Origin of the sequence: Wolbachia endosymbiont (group A) of Pipizella viduata (assembly GCF_964028555.1) — a bacterium.
In the GTDB taxonomy this organism is placed as follows: Bacteria; Pseudomonadota; Alphaproteobacteria; order Rickettsiales; family Anaplasmataceae; genus Wolbachia.
In genome coordinates, this window is record NZ_OZ034787.1 from 520,333 (window position 1) to 538,865 (window position 18,533).

19 protein-coding genes are annotated in these 18,533 nt (G+C 34.2%); 6 read left to right on the top strand and 13 right to left on the bottom strand.

From position 1 onward, the window contains the following. Positions 1–92: 92 nt before the first annotated feature. Positions 93–2,693: an ankyrin repeat domain-containing protein gene (locus tag ABWU50_RS02330; RefSeq protein WP_353275353.1), complete on the bottom strand. Its 2,601-nt coding sequence runs from the start codon at positions 2,691–2,693 to the stop codon at positions 93–95. A 428-nt stretch (positions 2,694–3,121) separates the two neighbouring features. Here ABWU50_RS02330 and mutL point away from each other — a divergent pair, with 428 nt between their 5' ends. The 6 genes from mutL to ABWU50_RS02360 all read left to right on the top strand — a co-directional run bounded on the left by mutL (position 3,122) and on the right by ABWU50_RS02360 (position 10,164). Beyond that, positions 3,122–4,918, top strand: coding sequence for a DNA mismatch repair endonuclease MutL (gene mutL / locus ABWU50_RS02335; protein WP_353276148.1), 1,797 nt, complete (start codon positions 3,122–3,124; stop codon positions 4,916–4,918). A 68-nt stretch (positions 4,919–4,986) separates the two neighbouring features. After that, entirely contained in the window at positions 4,987–5,925 is a 939-nt protein-coding gene (locus ABWU50_RS02340) for a helix-turn-helix domain-containing protein (protein WP_226079672.1), read from the top strand. Positions 5,926–6,094: 169 nt separating this feature from the next. Then, positions 6,095–6,769, top strand: coding sequence for a RadC family protein (locus ABWU50_RS02345; protein ID WP_250777646.1), 675 nt, complete (start codon positions 6,095–6,097; stop codon positions 6,767–6,769). A 170-nt stretch (positions 6,770–6,939) separates the two neighbouring features. Continuing rightward, positions 6,940–8,136: a hypothetical protein gene (locus tag ABWU50_RS02350; protein ID WP_213863739.1), complete on the top strand. Its 1,197-nt coding sequence runs from the start codon at positions 6,940–6,942 to the stop codon at positions 8,134–8,136. A gap of 86 nt (positions 8,137–8,222) precedes the next feature. Continuing rightward, positions 8,223–9,131, top strand: coding sequence for a helix-turn-helix domain-containing protein (locus ABWU50_RS02355; RefSeq protein WP_006013992.1), 909 nt, complete (start codon positions 8,223–8,225; stop codon positions 9,129–9,131). Between the two features lie 46 nt (positions 9,132–9,177). Then, positions 9,178–10,164, top strand: coding sequence for a helix-turn-helix domain-containing protein (locus tag ABWU50_RS02360; protein ID WP_226079678.1), 987 nt, complete (start codon positions 9,178–9,180; stop codon positions 10,162–10,164). A gap of 95 nt (positions 10,165–10,259) precedes the next feature. On the opposite strand, the gene ABWU50_RS02365 is transcribed toward ABWU50_RS02360, so the two are convergent. From ABWU50_RS02365 to ABWU50_RS02420, 12 genes are all read right to left on the bottom strand, one after another. Continuing rightward, positions 10,260–11,174, bottom strand: coding sequence for a patatin-like phospholipase family protein (locus tag ABWU50_RS02365; RefSeq protein WP_019236454.1), 915 nt, complete (start codon positions 11,172–11,174; stop codon positions 10,260–10,262). A gap of 8 nt (positions 11,175–11,182) precedes the next feature. After that, positions 11,183–11,404: a hypothetical protein gene (locus tag ABWU50_RS02370; RefSeq protein WP_108783956.1), complete on the bottom strand. Its 222-nt coding sequence runs from the start codon at positions 11,402–11,404 to the stop codon at positions 11,183–11,185. A 67-nt stretch (positions 11,405–11,471) separates the two neighbouring features. Further along, positions 11,472–12,005: an ankyrin repeat domain-containing protein gene (locus tag ABWU50_RS02375; RefSeq protein WP_155968672.1), complete on the bottom strand. Its 534-nt coding sequence runs from the start codon at positions 12,003–12,005 to the stop codon at positions 11,472–11,474. A gap of 52 nt (positions 12,006–12,057) precedes the next feature. Further along, positions 12,058–13,002: a phage tail protein gene (locus ABWU50_RS02380; RefSeq protein ID WP_353276149.1), complete on the bottom strand. Its 945-nt coding sequence runs from the start codon at positions 13,000–13,002 to the stop codon at positions 12,058–12,060. Then, positions 13,003–13,212 (bottom strand): tail protein X, encoded by a 210-nt coding sequence (locus tag ABWU50_RS02385; RefSeq protein WP_006015620.1) that lies wholly within the window; start codon positions 13,210–13,212, stop codon positions 13,003–13,005. It lies immediately after the preceding gene. Beyond that, positions 13,209–13,556, bottom strand: coding sequence for a phage tail protein (locus tag ABWU50_RS02390; RefSeq protein WP_039950887.1), 348 nt, complete (start codon positions 13,554–13,556; stop codon positions 13,209–13,211). Before ABWU50_RS02390 ends, ABWU50_RS02385 begins: the two co-directional genes overlap by 4 nt. Next, the gene (locus ABWU50_RS02395; RefSeq protein WP_353276150.1) at positions 13,556–15,667 is read right to left on the bottom strand and encodes a phage tail tape measure protein; all 2,112 of its coding nucleotides are present in this window, start codon (positions 15,665–15,667) and stop codon (positions 13,556–13,558) included. Before ABWU50_RS02395 ends, ABWU50_RS02390 begins: the two co-directional genes overlap by 1 nt. A 7-nt stretch (positions 15,668–15,674) precedes the next feature. After that, positions 15,675–15,830, bottom strand: coding sequence for a hypothetical protein (locus tag ABWU50_RS02400; protein WP_353276151.1), 156 nt, complete (start codon positions 15,828–15,830; stop codon positions 15,675–15,677). 109 nt (positions 15,831–15,939) lie between these two features. Beyond that, positions 15,940–16,197 carry a phage tail assembly protein gene (locus ABWU50_RS02405; RefSeq protein ID WP_264375233.1) on the bottom strand — a complete coding sequence of 86 codons (258 nt, stop codon included), beginning with the start codon at positions 16,195–16,197 and terminating at the stop codon, positions 15,940–15,942. A gap of 88 nt (positions 16,198–16,285) precedes the next feature. Further along, complete coding sequence (locus ABWU50_RS02410; protein ID WP_108783961.1) at positions 16,286–16,792, bottom strand: phage major tail tube protein; 507 nt, start codon at positions 16,790–16,792, stop codon at positions 16,286–16,288. 11 nt (positions 16,793–16,803) lie between these two features. Next, the gene (locus tag ABWU50_RS02415) at positions 16,804–17,979 is read right to left on the bottom strand and encodes a phage tail sheath subtilisin-like domain-containing protein (RefSeq protein ID WP_264376938.1); all 1,176 of its coding nucleotides are present in this window, start codon (positions 17,977–17,979) and stop codon (positions 16,804–16,806) included. Continuing rightward, entirely contained in the window at positions 17,976–18,533 is a 558-nt protein-coding gene (locus ABWU50_RS02420; protein WP_264376937.1) for a hypothetical protein, read from the bottom strand. Before ABWU50_RS02420 ends, ABWU50_RS02415 begins: the two co-directional genes overlap by 4 nt.

Consider the following 18,533-nt stretch of genomic DNA (forward strand, 5'->3'; position numbering starts at 1 on the left):
TTTACAATCCTCCTAAATTTCACTATTTTGTAACAAAATTTTTGTATATTTTCTAGATCTTGGCACCCTCATTAGAGTTTCATTTAAGAGAGCTATAACTTCAAACTCTTTACTCTATTTTCTACGCTGACATCTTGTAAACTCTGATCTGGACTTTTTAATATTTCTAATAATCTACTTGCAAGGTTTGAGTGTTTATTAATTACTGCAACCTGGACTAATGACTTGCCTTGATCATCACGAGCATTTGTTACAGCTACGCGCTCATCAGGTTTTATTGCTTTCAGCTTACTGATAATTTCAACATTGCCATTTTTTGCATTCTCAAACAGCTCTTCTACTAATTTCAATAGGTTAGTAATATTCTGGTCTCGAGAAAGATCAAGTGGTGTTTTACCTTCTTTATTCTTGATGTTATAAATTGCACCATGTTTCAACAAAGACTTTACAGCTTCAAAAAAGCTATTTTCAGTAGCAACATGCAACGATGTAGTGCCTTTAACTATTGTTTTAGCATTAATAAAATCACTCAATTTATTGTGGCTTACACGTTGTAACAAAGCTTCAATAATTTCTTTATGACCTTTGGAAGCAGCAGTGTGTAATGGTGTATTACCTTTGTTAGTAACTTTAGTAGCATCAGCTCCATTTGCTAGCAAGATATTTACAACTTTTATATGCCCATTATTAACAGCATAATGTAATGGCGTTCTTCCATCCACGTTTTTCGAATTAATGATTGCTCCATCTCTAATGGAACTCTCAATTCCTAAATAATTATTATCTTCTATAGCCTTAAATAACTTCTCAGTCAATTTTAGTAATTTTATAACTTCTGGGTTTCCTCTTCTTTCTGCAAAGTGTAATGGTAAAACATATCTATCTCCTTCAGCTCCAGCATTAAAGTATGCTCCGCTCATAAGTAGAGACCTAACTATATCTAAATTACCAATTTGTGCCCCTAAGTGTAAAGGCGTAGCATTTTTATCCATTTTTGCATTAACATCCGCTCCATTTATAATAAGAGTTTTAACTACCTTAGGATGACCATGTTGAGCTGCAAGATGTAGGGCTGTGCCTTTATTTTGATTTTCTTTTACATTTACATCAGCACCATGTTTCAATAGAACGGTTGCTATCTGATCATAACCTTTTTCTGCTGCAAAATGTAAAGGAGTCCAATTTGTGTGATCTAGAGCATTAACTTCTGCCCCTTTTTTTAAGAGCAATTCAACCACCTCTAAATGATCATGGTCTACTGCAAAGTGTAGAGGTGTAGTACTTTTAACTGTTTTAGCATTAATGTCTGCTCCTTTATTAAGCAAAGATTTAGCAACTTCTAAATTACCATCATATGTTGCACAATGTAGAGGAGTCCAACTTCTGTTATCTAGAGCATTAATATCTGCTCCATTTTCAATCAAGAAATTCATTATTTCCAAGTGATTATGTTCTGCTGCCAAATGTAGAGCTCTTCTACCATCATCCATCTTTGCATTTATATTTGCTCCTTTTGCAATTAAGCTCTCTACTATTTTTAAAGAAAAACCATTATATGCTGCATTATGTAAAGGAGTCCAATTCTGATCATCCACGGTGTTAATGTTTGCTCCATTTTTAATTAAAAAATCACTCACCTCGAAATGACTTTGCTGAATTGCTAGATGCAAAGGTGTAAAACCTTCGTTTTTTTTAGCATTAACATTGGCTTTTTTCTCTATTAGTAGCTTCACTACTTCTAAGTGACCATTCTGAGATCCTATATGTAAAGCTGTGGAATTATCGTGGCCTTTAGCATTAACATCAATTCCCTTTACGAGAAGAAGAGACTTAACTACTCCAAAGTGATTACGTTCTGCTGCTAAATGTAGAGGTGTAAGATTCTCATAATCCTTAGCATTAACATTAGATTTTGCTTTTAGTAAAATGTCTACTAACTCTAAAAAGCCATTTTGAGACGCTAAATGTAGAGGTGTAATCTTATCATCTGTTTTTGCATTAACGTTTGCTCCCGCTTCAAGCAGAACTTTAACTATATCTAACCTACCAGTTTGTGTTCCCAGATGTAAGGGTGTAATGTTTGCATCAACTTTACGATTACCTATGCCTGAAGATCCAGCGTTAATATTAGACCCTTGTGAAATAAGAGCTTTAACTACTTCGAGGTTACCATTTTGTACTGCAGAATGCAAAGGTCTTGCTCGATCATTATTTACAGTATTAACATCTAATCCCTTTTCAATAAAAACATTTACTATATCTAGATGACCATTCTCTGCTGCTAGGTGTAAAGGTGTATTAAGTTTATCTGTTTTAGTACTAAGATCTGCTCCATTTGCAATCAAGGTATTGACTATATCTAAATATCCTTGCTGGGACGCAAAACTTAAAGGTGTAAAGCCTAGAATGGCCTTATGGTTTACATCTGCTCCATGAGCAATAAGAAAGTTAACCATCTCTAAGCGATTTTTTGCAATTGCAAAATACAGTGGCGTAAAGCCATCGTACTTAATCTCTGAGTTAATATCTAAACCTTCTCCTAATAAAGTTTTGACTAAATCCAACTGACCATTTCCTGCTGCTAAATGTAGCGGTGTAAGACTAAGATGTTTCTGAATTTCATAATTTTCATTTAAAAACTCTACAAAAAATTGCAGCTGATCCAGATTATTAGATATTCTATTAGTAAACATAAAGGCCTCGCATGAAGAATTTATGTAAATATAGTATCTACAAGTTTTTAAGCAAGATAAATCTTCTTCTTAAAAAAGATACTGTAATCCAACCTGTATGCTTATAACTTTTTTATTTGATCATGGATAGATTAGGTGTCTCATCTGCAATAGAGACACCTGCCTTAAGTAGTTACATCAATTTTCTCTGTTTTTGCCCCTTTTTTTTCTGATGAAGATGTCTTCATTCTTCTCAGTAGCCAATATTCTTTTTAAAGTATAATCGTTACGTGCACCAAGGAACTTAGAAAGAACAATAGGAAATCCACTTAAAAAGCATTAATAATTATACATAATTCTAATGATCTTCATGAAAGGGCTTAGAATAGAATTTAATAGACAATCTGATTTTAATTGATATTAAACTGATCAGACTGAGAGTTGAAAATATGGCAATAATTCTTTTAGACACAAAAACTATAAATCGTATAGCAGCGGGAGAGGTAATAGAAAGGCCAGCGAGTGTAGTAAAGGAATTAGTAGAAAATGCAATAGATGCTGGAAGTTCAGAGATAGAGATCAAAATAGAAAGTGGTGGACGTAACCTTATAACTGTGACAGATGATGGAAATGGAATAGAAAAGGACGACTTAGAACTAGCATTTATGAGGCATGCCACTTCAAAATTAAGCGATAGTGAGTTAATAGAAATCAAGCACCTTGGGTTTAGGGGAGAAGCTTTACCTTCAATTGCAGCAGTAAGCAGAATGAAATTATCGTCTAAGGCAAGTGGAGCAAAGGAAGCATGGTCTATAAGGTATGAGGGAGGAGAAAAAATAAGAGAGATTACCCCTTGTTCTTTGTTGCAAGGTACATATATTGAAGTTCGTGACTTATTTTTTGCTACACCAAATAGACTAAAGTTTCTAAAAACCGAAAGGGCAGAAACACAAAGTATTGTTGATATTGTGAATAACTTAGCGATGATTAATTATAGTATTGGGTTTACTCTCACTTCTGGTAATAAAAAGCTCTTAAAATATGTTAAGCAAACTTCGCTGTTCAACAGATTATGTAAAATAGAAGAAGAATTTCAAAGCAATTCACTGGAAGTTAAAGAGGAAGAAGAAGGCATCAAACTTAAGGGACACATCTGTAAACCTAATGTCAATCGTGGCAACTCAACTCAGATTTATACGTTTGTTAATGGAAGGCCAATAAAAGACAATCTACTTGTTGGTGCAATTAGATATGCGTATCACGATTTTATTCCAAACAATAGGTATCCTTTTGCAGTGTTGCATTTAGAAGTACCATATGACCAAGTAGATGTAAATGTGCATCCAAATAAATCGGAAGTAAGATTTCAGAATAAAAGGCTAATATATGAAATAGTGAGAAGAGGGATAATAAAAACACTATCAACGAGATTTGCAGCGGGTGATCAAGGTATTGAAGAGGAGCTAATTTTTAATGATAGTAAAAGCCAAGAGCAGGTTGATAGTCAAGAGAAAAAAGATCAAAAAGAGTTTTATGAAAAGAGACCAAGTCTTTTAGAAAATCGTCTAATGAAAGAATTCAATGCACCAGATGAAAGAAGGCAAAGCTTACCAGAAACTTTTAAGTATGGAGAATCCCCACCCCAAAAGGGAACGATGGTTTTAGAAAGGAAGCAAATTGATTTGGTAGAGGATCATCCCCTAGGATATGCACGTTGTCAGGTCCACAATACTTACATTATTGCTGAGGCTGGAGATAAGCTGATTATAGTAGATCAACATGCAGCCTATGAGAGGTTGATATACGAGTGCTTAAAGCAAAAATCAAGCATAAAAAGACAAAAACTTCTTCCTGAAACAGTTGAAATTAAAAACCAAGCTGGAATGGGGATGGTTAAAACTTATAAAGATGAGCTTTTTGAAATGGGTTTTGATATTGAAATACAATCAGAAGATAAAGTAACGATAAAAGAAATACCTGCAATCTTGGGAACAATAGATATAAAAGAGATGCTAGTTGATATAGTAGATAAGTTAATGGAAATGGAAGATACGTTGCCAATAGAGGATAAGGTGAATAAAATATCAGCCACAATCGCTTGCCATGGAGCAGGAAGAAAAATGAAATTGGAAGAGATGAATGAGATACTAAGACAAATTGAGAAAACTCCATATTCTGGTCATGAAAGACCAACTTATATAGAAATGAAACTAATTGATATAGAAAAATTGTTTGAAAGGAGATGAGTTCAGTTTGTCAAAAAGGTTCCCAATTAAGTATACGTAACAGCTCTTCTGGTTATGGAGTATAAAATGTGAAAAAAGAGAATAAATGCTCTAATTTTTTAGATTACAAAGTAATAGGACAGGAAGTAAGAAATCGTAGGTTAGCAAAGGGATATACTCAAAAAGATTTAGCAAAAAAAATCGATACAACATATCAGGTAATACTGCAATATGAAAAAGGAACACGCAGAATTTCAATTAAGAAGTTATATGAATTAGCAGAAGCATTATCAACAACTGCTAGAGATCTAGCTTGCGGACAAGAAGTATCAAATGAGGAAAGGTATGAGGAAGAAGAGATATTAAATCTAGTAAGAAGACATAAAGAGATTAAGGACCAAGAATTACGTGAAACGTTTTATTTATTAACTAAATTCATCCGTATTAGTGAGGAAGAAAGTGGAAAGGCAGTAAAAGTAGAGGTGGCAAAGGGTTTAGTTAAGGAAGGAGTTTCTGCTCATGTTATCTCTCAAACGACCAGTTTATCTATTGATGAATATGATAATGATGAGAAAAAAATTTCTATTCCGTATAAAGTAGGTCAAAGAATAAAAGAATGGAGATTGATACGAGGATACACTCAAGAAGATTTAGCAAGCAAAGTGGGCGTAATAAATCAAAGAATATATGAATATGAACAAGGACGAGCTGCTGTTTCACTTGAAATGTTAGATGAAATAGCAAAGATGCTATTAATTAATATTACAGATCTGCTTCCAGAAACAAGAGAAAATGAGAATAGTGAAGTGGAACTATCAAGGTTAATAGAAGAATACAAAAAGATTAAAAGCCAAGAATTACGTCATGTACTAATAAAATCTCTGTTTGAAAGCATACAAGTTTGCAAAGAGAAAGTGAAGAGAGTAGAAAAGATGAAAATTGCAAAGAATTTAGTTAAGGAAGGAATTTCTATCAATATTATTTTAAAAACAGTGGGCATCTCTTTAGACGAAATTCAACAAATTTAAAATAAAAAATCAGTATCTATTAATATCTTTACTTTTTGATGAAAAAATAAGTAAAAAAGATTGAAAAATTGATTTGACTTCACTCAAAAGCTATGGCCTTATGCCAATGCTGACAAAAAACAGCAGTAAATATATAAAAACATTTTGTTATTAGTGAAGGGTAATTTTTATGAATAATAAGGAAAACAGTAAAGATCGTAGAGAAGAAATAGAATTCAGAGCATTAGAAAGCAACGGTAAAGCACTACTTGATCGTGAAGTAATAGAAACGTTTCTAAGTGCAGTGCATGACAGGGAAGAAGCTCGAATTATTGCTAGAAAGCTAATAGATAGTTTTGGAATAGGAGGAGTTTTAGGCCAGGAAATAGATGACTTGAAAACTATAGAAGGGATAACTGACTCTACAGTAGCAGTAATTTTATGCCTAAAGGAAGCTGCAAAGAGAGTACCAAGAGAAGAGTTAAAGAAAGGACCTGTAATGGATAACTTGGAAACCATAGTAAAATATTTGAGGGTGAGTATTGGTTATTCAGAGGAGGAAAAGATGAAAATAATATATTTTGATCAAAAGTGCCGTTTAAAGGGGGAAGAAGTGTTCACTGGTACAGTGGATAAGGTACCTTTTTACATAAGAGAAGTAACAAGAAAGGCATTAATAAGAAAAGCGACGTCAATAATAATATCGCATAACCACCCAGAAGGAAGGTTAAAGCCATCTGATGAGGATGAAGCTGTAACTAAAGACTTGGCTAAAGCTTGTCAGACTATAGGGATTAGGTTGCTGGATCACATTATCATCACAAGTGTTGGGTATTTTAGCTTTAAAGAGCAAGGACTGTTATAAAGCAGATGTTTGAAGATTTTCATGAGTTGTTTAACTACTTGAATGAAGAAAGTATTTGCAATCACATTAATCATTGCTTATAATTAATGAGAAAATATATATTGAATTAATAATAAAGTAATAAAGTCGGTTATAGACTTAGTAAAGTATATTTAATAGCGGAGGCTAATATGGTTAATAAAATAATTGTACCTTTTGATGATCAAGAAGGAGGTACTTACGAGTTAAACATTGATCTTGATAGATTATCAAAAGGTGAGGTGTTAAATGCTATTGTAGGAATTGGTCGTACTAAGGAGCAATCCACCTTTGTAAGCAAAATTAATAAGGCTAAAAAGCCTGAAGAAATAGCACCTTTCCCTGGTAGAGAAGTTCGCGAAAACAAAATCAACTATGGGAAAGGATTTGACTATGTTTATGGCACAAAACCTGTAAGTGATCAAGAAGATAAAAATCCATTTGCTTCAGCTTTGAAAAAAATAAAGCCAAGTGCAGAAAAGTTGAGCTGGTTTAAGAGTGCTGTGGTAAGAGCAAAAAGTCCAAATGAACTGCACAAGGTTGTAGACGAAGCACTAGCTGCTGGAGCAAGGCTAAATGCATGTAATGATGGAGAGTGGAGCCTCGCGGAATATGTGATACTGGGCACACATTTTCATAAATTTGATAAGGCTGATCGTAAAAAGCTAATACGTAAATTAATGCTAAACGGTGCAGAGTTTCATGATACTTTATTGGAGAATAAATTGATAGGTGAAATCTATAATGAGCTACAACCAGAAGTTCAGCCACATATAGATGAGAGACTAGAAGAACTAGAGAAAGCTGGCGAAAGTGCTGTGCAAGAAGGAGAATTAATAGATGTTGAAATAGATAATACAACATCGTATATAGAATTTTCTGGGGATAGCAAGGTAGAGGTAGCCAAAATACTGGAAGCAAAAAGAGAGCTAGGAAGTAATATTTTAAAAATTGGCAATGATGCAGTTGAGGTTAAAAGTGAGAAGGGAGGTATAAGAAACTATATCGATATGTCAGATGGAAGCTCTATTATATTAGAATTTCCTACAAGCATTGGTAAGCTAGATATTATATTGTACCACGATGTAAAAAAATATGATCAAGTACAAGTCAGAGTAGAAAATAAGGAAATGTGGTCTAAATTACAAGAAAGAGGCGAAGAAATAGGAAAAAATTGTCTTTTTGCTGGAGTAAAACTTAAAGAAGCAGTAGAAAAGGGAAGTTTTATGAGATGTGGCATATGGAATAGCAAGCAGCTTATGAAGGAGGTTGATAGCCCAAGTGAAAAATTGTCTTCATGGGTAGATAAAGTACGTGAAAATAGTAAAGAAACTTTTAGGGGGCTTTAATTCATTTATTTTAAGGTTCCAGAGTCTACCATTATATCTGGAGCCTTTGAGCTATAGTAGAAAATATTATATGTATGGTTCTTTGTATGGAAAAAAGTCTAGACTGTGAGGTAGGGCAAAAAGTAAAAAATTGGAGGTTAGAGAGAGGGTATACTCAGAAGGATTTAGCGGAGAAGGTTGGTGTAAAGTACTGGGCAATACTGCAATATGAAAAAGGGAGTCGTAAAATTCCAATTAAGAAATTATATGCTATAGCAGAAGCATTATCAGTAAATGTTAAAGGTCTAGTTTGTGGAGAGACGCTACCAAATGAAAAAAGATATTTTGAAGATGAAGAAATATTAAATTTAGTAAAGGGTTATAAAGATAAAGAATTAAGCGAGGTATTTTATTTATTAACCAAATTTATTCGTTTGAGTGAGGAAAGAAGCAGAAAAGCGGTAAAAATAGAAGTAGCAAGGGGTTTGATGAAAGTAGGAGTTTCTGCTCATGTTATCTCTCGAACAACTAACTTATCTATTGGTGAGTATGAGGAGAACAAAATTCCGGTTCCATACAAAGTAGGGCAAAGGATAAAAGAGTGGAGATTGATACGAGGATATACACAAAAAGATTTAGCGAATAAAGTTGGCATAACAAATCAAGGAATATACGAATATGAACAAGGGAGAGCTGCTGTCTCACTTGAAATGTTAGATGAAATAGCAAAGGTATTATCAATCAGTATCATAGATCTACTTCCCGAATCAGATGAGGATAGTGAAGCGGAAGAAAAGCTATCAAAGTTGATAGAAGAATACAAAAAGATTGAGAGTCGGGAATTACGCGATATGCTAATCAAGTCTTTATTTGAAGGTATACATGTTTATAGAGAAAAGGTCAGAGAGGAAAAGAAGATTGAAGTTGCAAGGAATTTAGTGAAAGAAGGAATTTCTGTTGATATTATCTTGCAAACGACAGGCTTATCAAATTATATGATTGAGAAATTTTTGTGATTTCATAAAAACTTAGCCAATAGTGGATTTTTTTGTGATAGAATATATGTTTGCTTCTGTAGGAAAAACAGCTTTTAGAGGATTTATCTATGATAATTCAGAGCATATTGGCTCAGTAAGCTACGAGCTGGGGAAAAAAATAGAAGGTTGTAGGATAGTACAAGGGTATACTCAGGCAAAATTAGCAAGCAAAATTGGTTTAACATATAAGGAAATACATAACTTTGAACTAGGGTGCAAGGCTATTACAATCAAAGAATCGTATATAATAGCAGGAGCATTGTCAGTTAATGTTATAGATCTACTTCCAGGACCAACAGTACTAAGAGAAAACAGTTGGTATGAAGATGAGGATAAAGAAATAGTCTATCTAACAAAAATACATAGAGAAATTAAGGATCAGGAATTACGCAAGAAGCTGTATCCATTAGTAAGGTTTGTATATATTAGCGAGAAAATTAGCCAAGAAGAAGCGAAAATAGAAGTAGCAAAGAATCTAGTGAAAGAAGGAGTTTCAGTTGATATTATTTCCCAAGTGACTCGCTTATCTACTTATGAATATGATGATATAGAGAAAGAAATTTGTACTGATTCTATACTCTACAAAGTGGGGAAAAGGATAAAAGAGCAGAGATTAATACGGGAATACACTCAGGAGGACTTGGCAAATAAAATCGGTTCAACACCTAAAGAAATACACGACTATGAACGAGGATATACAGACATTCCAATTGAAATATTATATAAGATAGCAAAGACATTATCAGTTAACATTAAAGCTCTTGGACTAACAGAATATGAAAATGAGCCAGTTTTTGGGTTTATAGGTAAATGCGAAAAAATTGAGGATCAAGAATTACTGGATACGGTAGCCAGATCTTTATCTGAAGGAATGCAAACTGGTAAAGAAAAGGTTAAAAAAGCAGAGAAAATCAAGATTGCAAAAGATCTAGTTAAGGAAGGTGTTGCTATTGATATTATTGTGCGAGCAAGTGGCCTAACTGCTGATGAGTTGGGTGAGTGTGAAAATTGAATGTGTTTAAGATATAAGTAAAGTTAGTTAATGATTTAACCAGCAGAATTTGCTAACCAACTTTTTTGGCTCAGTTGAATTTTGCTTGGTATAAATTAAGATATGAAATCGCAAAGTTTATCTATTAATTTCTGGTTGTCCTCTATCATTGCATTTGCCTCTTGCTGAAGAGATTTGATATTTTTGAGTGTAATATTGTCCATCTCAGTCGATGCTACTTTCAATTGCGATTGTATTCTTATATATTTATCGTCTATTACTTGTTCTAGTTGATAATCAACGCAATCCAATCCAGAGGCAAACATCACATTCAGTAGTGGCTTGATCCACCCTATTTTGCCAAATTTCCTTGAGTTAGCATACTTTATACTTCTATCTGTTCCACCAGTGCCTATTGATAGCAGTATAATCTCATCATTTGGAAATAACCTCTTACCACTTGCATATGCACAAGCCGCTGGATTATTTGCAAACACTCCACCATCTATCAATACTCTCTCTGTTTGGCTAATTTTCAGACGTTTTGGTGTGAAGTACGTTGGAGCAGCTGTTGTAGCTCTGAGTGCATCTTTCAACTTAATGTTTTTTTCTTTCCAACTTTTGAAGAAAAACTCACAACTATTGTGAATGTCATAACTGGTGAGTAGTAGATTACTCGCAACATCGGCCATAGTACTTTCACCAAAGTATTTGTTGAGAATAAATTCCATATTTCTATATGAGTACTGAGAACCACTCAGCCAAGAAGCAATTGATTTTCTCCAAAATGATGATTGAAAGATATATGCTCCATACTCTTGGTAAAGTTCAACCAAATCATTGGCAGAGTATTGAAGTTTATTGCTTTTACAAAGTCCAGCAACAATAATCCCACCGGTTGAGGTTCCTGCCATTAAATCAAAAATCTGGGAAATTGGCTTTTTTGTCCTAGATTCAATTTCTGCTAGAATAATGGCAGGTATTATCCCTCTAATGCCACCTCCATCTACAGATAAAATGTACTTTGTCACTGTAAAATTTATTTGTGTTTGTGAATAGCTTCAAGTTCGTTGACTTCTTCAGTGAGGTTTTTCACTCTCTCTTCAAGTCGATAGACTATTTCGATTAGTTCTTGGTTTTTTTCTACAAATTTATCATGGATATGTACACGTAGGTCGAGTTTTGCCAACCACCAGATTAACCCTACAGTCTGTACAACTATTGTTATTATTACCGCTATTGGGATTTTTTGCTTTTTCATGTGAAAATATTAACTTGTTATGGATAGTTTTGGAAATTTATATGCAGATTATAGAAAACTTACAGCTTTAGTGATTACTTTTTGTTGATTCGTATCGGTCCTCTGCTTCTGCAAGTAGCTTAATGATTTCATCATAAGGTTTGTCCTTATTATGCCGTGATCTTAATACAGCAATTTTCCTTGGTGTTTTTCCATCTGTATCTCTAATGGTAGGGTCTGAACCTTTGTCTAATAAAAATCTAATTATCTCCAATTTGCCTTCATATGTAGCTGCATGTAAAGGTGTCCATCTTTCATATTTCGTAGCATTTATATCAACTCCTTTTTCTACTAGGAATTTTACAACCTCTGCACATCCCTCTTCTGCAGCATAATGTAGTGCTGTTAATTTAGGGATCTGCACATTAATATCTAATAGATTTTCTACTAAGAATTTTACAGTCTCTAAGTTACAATTTTGAGAAGCAATGCGTAATATCGTTTTATAATTATCTGCAGCCTTTGCCTTCATGTAGGAATAGGTAGCAATAATACATACTATTACTGTTATAAGCCACCAAAAATGCAGCTTGTTTTTTGTATCTTGACCCAATTTATCCATATTCAACATCTTTTTAATATTAAATAGATCATTTACTCATTTTTTATTAACATTACTTACTCAAAGATGCTGACAACATAGTAAGGTAACCTGAGCTATTTAAAGTATGCTCCGCTCTATTAACTATCCATTCACCATCTACCGCTTGGTTAAAGTCTATAAGATCAAGTTTAGCTTCTGCAAAAATTTGAGGATTACCAGGCATAGTTATATCTAAAGCTTCATTGTTACGCTTCAATTGTTTCAACTTGGCATTTGCTGCACTCAGCGCTGACTCTGCATTAGAGTAAAGTTCCAGCATAATATAACTTGGCTCGCTACTACCAACTGTTTCTTTAATAGTTTCGCCCTTTTCATAGCTATGCCACTTTGCCACTACTGAATTATACTTATCACGTACGGTAAAATGTACTTTCCAGTTAATTGTATCTTGAGGTCTAATAGTCGTTGTTCCTAAAGCTTTTCCTGTGGCTGATTTTGCCATATTCTTTGAAATAAACAATATATACCCACCAGCTAATTTTGCCATTGCTTCACGCTCTGTTGCGATCTTTGTTAACAGACTTATATCACTTTCATCTGCCTGATTAATATGGGGTATCAATACATTCTTAAATTCCTTAGCGACTTTGTATCCATATCCATGTTTTTGGGCTATTTCTTTTACTAAGTTTTCTATGGTAATTTGGCGCCATTCTTTTGATACTTTTGCCTTCAAAGATATTCTTAAATTTGTTGCATGAGCTTTGATTAGTAGAGTCTTAGGTGGACCCTGTATAGTCACTTCGTTGACTGTATATATACCCATTGGAAAGATTCCAAATTCCTTATAACCTAGTGCTATGTTCAATTCATTCGGAATATCTATGTCTTCATCCCTGTAATTAACACACACTTCAACTACATCATCTATTATTCCTGATTCATCTGTAAGGTGCAATGATATAACTCTATCTTTAATTGATTCACATTTATCTATTATAAAATCTGGCTGCATTTATTCCCAGACCTTTAATTTTGACTTTTGTACTATTTTCTTAATAGTAGGAAGCTTTATCTTTAATCCTGCAGGCAAAAAGCTTCCGTATTCTGCCAAACCTAAGTTCTCTGCTAGTACTAATTCCACTACTCCATCAGTAAATCCGTAATGTTTCCAGCAAATCAGATCTAACATCTCATTTTCTTTACTCACATAGTATACAGTCATCTATAGCTTTTTAAACTCAAACTAAATTCAACTTTTCTTGGTAGTCCATTAGGTAAAAAATACATCTGCTTTTCTTCTAACCTAGTAATTACGAATTGTCCTAAAATATTACCTAAACTATCTACTAAAATATGTGGTTTTTCAGCTTCTTTCACACTCTTTAATTGATTTAGCCCGTTGAGATTATGCAGATAAATCATTCCTTCTAAATCTATATTTTCTACACCTTGACCGATATTTTGTAATAGTGGCATATTTTCAATACACTCAATCGTGCTCCAACGATTTTCTTTGCTATACTTTAAACTTGTGGGAGCAAACTTATACGGACCAAGAGATAGCATCAATAAAATGTCTCTACCGTATCAAATAAAACATCACGTGACTTTTCTCTTATCCTTTTTATTACTTCATCTGCAAGACTACGAACATCTTGGTTAGGTTCTGCTTTAATGCTGATAGTGTAATTATTAGTGATGTTCTGAGTTTTATTTTGTTCTTTATTTTCAAACTTACTCCTTGCAAATATCTTATCGCTCTCTGTAAACTTTTTCTCCTCAATAAGGCTTTTGACTCTGAAGCTATTTTTATTTCTCTTTGAAAATTCTTTAATTATACTGTTACCTAGCACAGGATTTCCACTGTTGAGAATATTACTCTTTATGGGAGTATGGACTGCTTTTATTTCAGTTTTTCTTTTTTCAAATTCTTTCAGTGGGCTATTTTCCAATACTTTTCCAAATACACTTTCCCCTATCCATGAAAAAGCTTTTCCTATAGGTTCAATGAGTGATTTCCACAAGCTAGAGAAAAAGTCTTTCACCTTTTGCCAGTTAGCTATAACAAGAGCTGCACCAGTAACAAGTCCAGCAACTAAAAGTCCTATAGGGTTAGCGAGTGTTATTGCTCTTAGTCCTGTTACTACTGCAGGAAAAACTGTAGCTGATAAAAATGAAAATACTCCAAGTAGGTTTGCTTTCAGACTAAAAATCGTACTTCCTAGCAATGTAAATCCGTATCCTAGTCCTACTGCTACAATTTTTAAACTTATCAAGGATGCTACAGTACCCATGATCGCCGTGGTTAAAGTTGGATATTTTTCTGCAAACTCTGCTATATATCTAGTTTTTTCTTGTAAAAATTCAGCTATAGATTTTAAAGTAGGCAACATCACTGAGCCCAGGTTCATACCAACTTCAGCTATTGCATTTCGAAGAAGTCGTAATTTATTAGCTGTAGTGTCTGCACGATTTTTGAATTCTTCTTGTAGAGAGCTCTTGTACTTTTCTGTATTAGCCAATAACTTTATTGCATCCTCATACTTATTAAAACTTCCAGCTAATAATGCAATATCATCTTGATATTCCTGACCAAAAAGTTTCATAAGGATTGTAGAACGTTCCTGGTTATCCATTTTCTTTAGAGTTTGAAAAAAATAGAGTAATGCTTCTTCGCCGTTTTCGCTTATTCTTTGTACTATTTCTTCTGCAGTTATTCCCATTTGCTCTAATGCTGCTTTAAAATCCCCTCCTTGTTCTTCAGCAGTCTGAAGTTTACTAAGTAGAGCATTTATAGCAGTTGCAGCTTTTTCAGGTGTTTTACCTAAGCTAATGAAAGCATTTGCTAAACTACTTGTTTTCTCGATATCCAAACCAAACTGCTTTGCAGTACCACCAACTATTGCTAGAGTTTCAACCATATCTCTTGCTTTAGCAGCAGTGTTATCTGATAAGTGGTTGATCACATTACCAACATGTTCCATTTTACTAACATCAATGCCATAAACGTTAGAGAGTTTAGCTATAGAATCACCTGCTTGCTCTGCAGACATATCAAATGCTGTAGACATTTTTGCCACTGTTTCTGTAAACATAAAAAGATCTTCTTTCTTGATACCAAGTTGACCACCACTTGCAGCTATTTGTGCCAGTTCTGCGGCTGATAATGGTATAGTGCGTGACATCTCTTTTAACTTCTTTGCAAATTTAGTTGCTTCATCCGTTCCTTTTTTAAAATCTACCACTTTTGTAACATCAGCCATAGCACTTTCAAAGTCAATCGCAACTTTAACTGGAGCTGCAAGCGTTAGCCCTAGCCCAATAGTCTCTATAATTTGTGACTTAAAATGTGCTTTGCTTGCTAAAAAACTTTGGTGACTACGTATTGCAGACCCAAGCTTACCATACTTACCTTTTAGCACTTCAATAGAAGAACCAAGTTTATATTGATCACTTACTAATGACTTAATATTTCTTCCACTTTTCCTTACTTCTTCATTAAATGAATGCAAAGCATCTCTCTTTTTCAAATATGCTTCTTTTGCTTTTGTTGCAGAAAACTTAGCTTTATCAAATTCAGCTTTTAAAGTTTTGCTCGGTTTCTCTATTGCTTTCATTTGTTTAGCTAAAGATTTTACTTGATCTTCAAAGCCCTTCCACGACCTCCTGCTAGTCAAAACATCACTACCCCAACTGCTTAAATTTTGATACTGATTTTAAAGATGAGTCAAGCTTTCTTATGTTCTCACCAAGATGAGTAAGTTGACTACTACTGCCCTTTATTACAGTATTAAAACTGCCATCAAGTACTGCACCTATTTTTATCGATAATACTGACATTTGAACTCCCTAGCTAATTTGCTCCATAAAATAAATTCACTAATCTCCATATCAAGTATTTGTTCAACTCCGCCTCCTACAACAGAGCTGAACATTAATACTTCTGACCTCAAGTTCTTTGAATAACTGGTGAAAAAAAATCCTTGAGCACCTCTTGTACTTTAACATAATCAGCAATATCTAACTCCTCAATTGATTCTTTTGCCACTGATGTTAAGTTCGCTGTCAGAGTGACTTCTTTACTTAAATCACTACCATTTAGACGATCTATGGCAAGATAATCCCTAACTTTTGGACGTCTAACGGTAAGTTCTGAGACAGAAATTCCATCAACTGTAATTGGGTTGTTTAGTGTTATAGTTTTCATAAAATTCTCCTAAAAAATAAAATATTTTTACACTTTTAAAGTTATTTTAATATGCTTCTCCTTAAAAAATAAAATTTCAAATAAGTTTTCATATTCCTAAAACCGTTTGCAGCAAGGCCATTTGATCAACGCCATTTATCTTTCTTATCATATTTTCAGCATCGATCTCTATCAGCTCATTGCCACCTATGGTAAGTTTATAGTAATGAGCAGCTACAGTACACTTCAGCGTTGCTTTTTCAGCAGGTTTCCAGTTACCAAAATCAAATTCTTTAAAAATGCCTCTTAAATTGATTATTACTGCTTCAATATCATTACTTCCACTACCTTGCATTCCACCACGGAGCATCAAAGCTACTGAATTTCCATTTATCAACCCAAATAGCCGAAAGAGCTCTGTATCGTATTCAGCAAAAGTGAAATCTGCTTCAAGCTTTTCCATGCCCATATCAATATTTACTGGAATATCCATACCACCAGCTCTGTATTCTTCAGTTTTTATGGTAAGCTTCGGCAAGGTTATTTCATCAATTTTCCCTGCATAACCACGACCATCAACAAATACGTTAAAATTTCTCAGTATTTTCGGTAACACTTTACTTGCTCCTAACTTATTATACTATTATTTACAAGATGAGACCTGAATATTATTTGCTCAGCCGGATATGGTGGTGTAAATTCGAAATCAAAATATACTTTCCCGCTTGCAATATTTGCCGGTGTATTGAGCTCTGGTGTTGTATAACATTTTCCGCTAATAATTGCTCCTTGTGCTTTTAAACTTGCAAGATAAGAATTCACCCCCTCAATTACATCATCTATATAAGTTTTGGTGATATTTCGATCAACTGCCCAGAGATGAGCTCGAAGTAAACTATCATTAATTAAATCTGCAGTCCTTCTCACTGACAAAAAAGCCCATTTTGAGTCATTTGAACATGTTCTATTTCCCCAAAGCCTATAGCCATTTTGATGAATTATCGTTGTTACTTCATTTTCATTTAAGTGGTTTGCTCTGCAATTTGTATTACCGAGAGTAAAATCAATAGGCCTGCTTGTTCCAACAATACCGTTTATTTCTTTATTTGAAGGTGAGTGCCAGAAGCCTTGCTCGCTGTCTATCTTAGCTATTAAACCAGCTACAAATGGACTCGATGGCAAGATTTCTTCTTTTCCTTCAATAAATAACTTAATCCATGGGTCAACCACGTAAACTCTTGAGCTGCCTACACTTTTTCTCCATTTTATTGCTTCTTCATCATTAGTATTTGGTCCATCTGCTACTATTATGCTTCTCAGCTTTTCTGCTATAGGAATTAATGCTGCAACCACTGGATTTTTGCCATCTTCTGGTAGTTGGTGAGTAAACTGAGGTGCAATTAATATTCTTGGCGCAACATGAACTATGCTTTCACTGCTGAGAAATGCCTCAATTCCCTGATATTCTCCGGTTTCCTCATCAACACCGCCAATTATATTCTTCAGCGTCTCTTCTTCTTTTAATTTTGGATCACTTTCTTCAACTCGAATAACTACTACTGTTGCACCAATTTGGGAAAATACTCCATTTACTGCTGAAAAAAGAGTCCCCTTTTTGCCAAGTTTTACCGCTTCTTTTAAGCTTCCTGCTATCAGTACTGGCTTATTCAGTGGAAATTTTTGCCCATCTGCTTCAGGTGCAGTACCAATTACACCTATCACTGATGATTTAGCTGTGCGTACTACCTTGGCCCCTGAGGTTACCTCAATAACATTTACACCATGTAAAAATTGCTCTGTCATTTTTTTTGCATTCTTTGTTTAAAATCATTGAGCAAAGCCTGTAGCTCTACTTCACTTTTAGCTTCTTCAATTTTCCTCTTCGCCATGTCTTCCAACTCCTCGCATTTCACTATCGCTTTTACTGCTTTTTTCACTTTTTCCTCGATTATCCTTGCCATTTCGATAACTGTAATACCACGGACTTTTGCTAAAGGTTCTATAATTTCTTTATCCTTTTCATCTATAGATTCTGGTGCTGCTAGAATGCTTTTTGCGGCTTTCGCTTGTATCGCATACGACTTAGACTTCTGGTGAGAATGTCCTGTGTATTGGTTAGTATAGTTATCATAATAAGCACGAAGATTAGAAAGTGCAGAAAATTTCGCATTTTGCAATAACTCCAATTCAATATCTTCTTGATTCCGCTGAGCAATTTCTCCTCCTTCTGTTAAACAATAGCTTTTTTGCCAATCAAAATCTTTTGGCGCTTCATACCAATTTTTACCTTTTGGCTTGCTTTCAAGTATTGTTGTTTCTACTTGTTTATCATTTTCAAATCTAATGTAGATAGACAT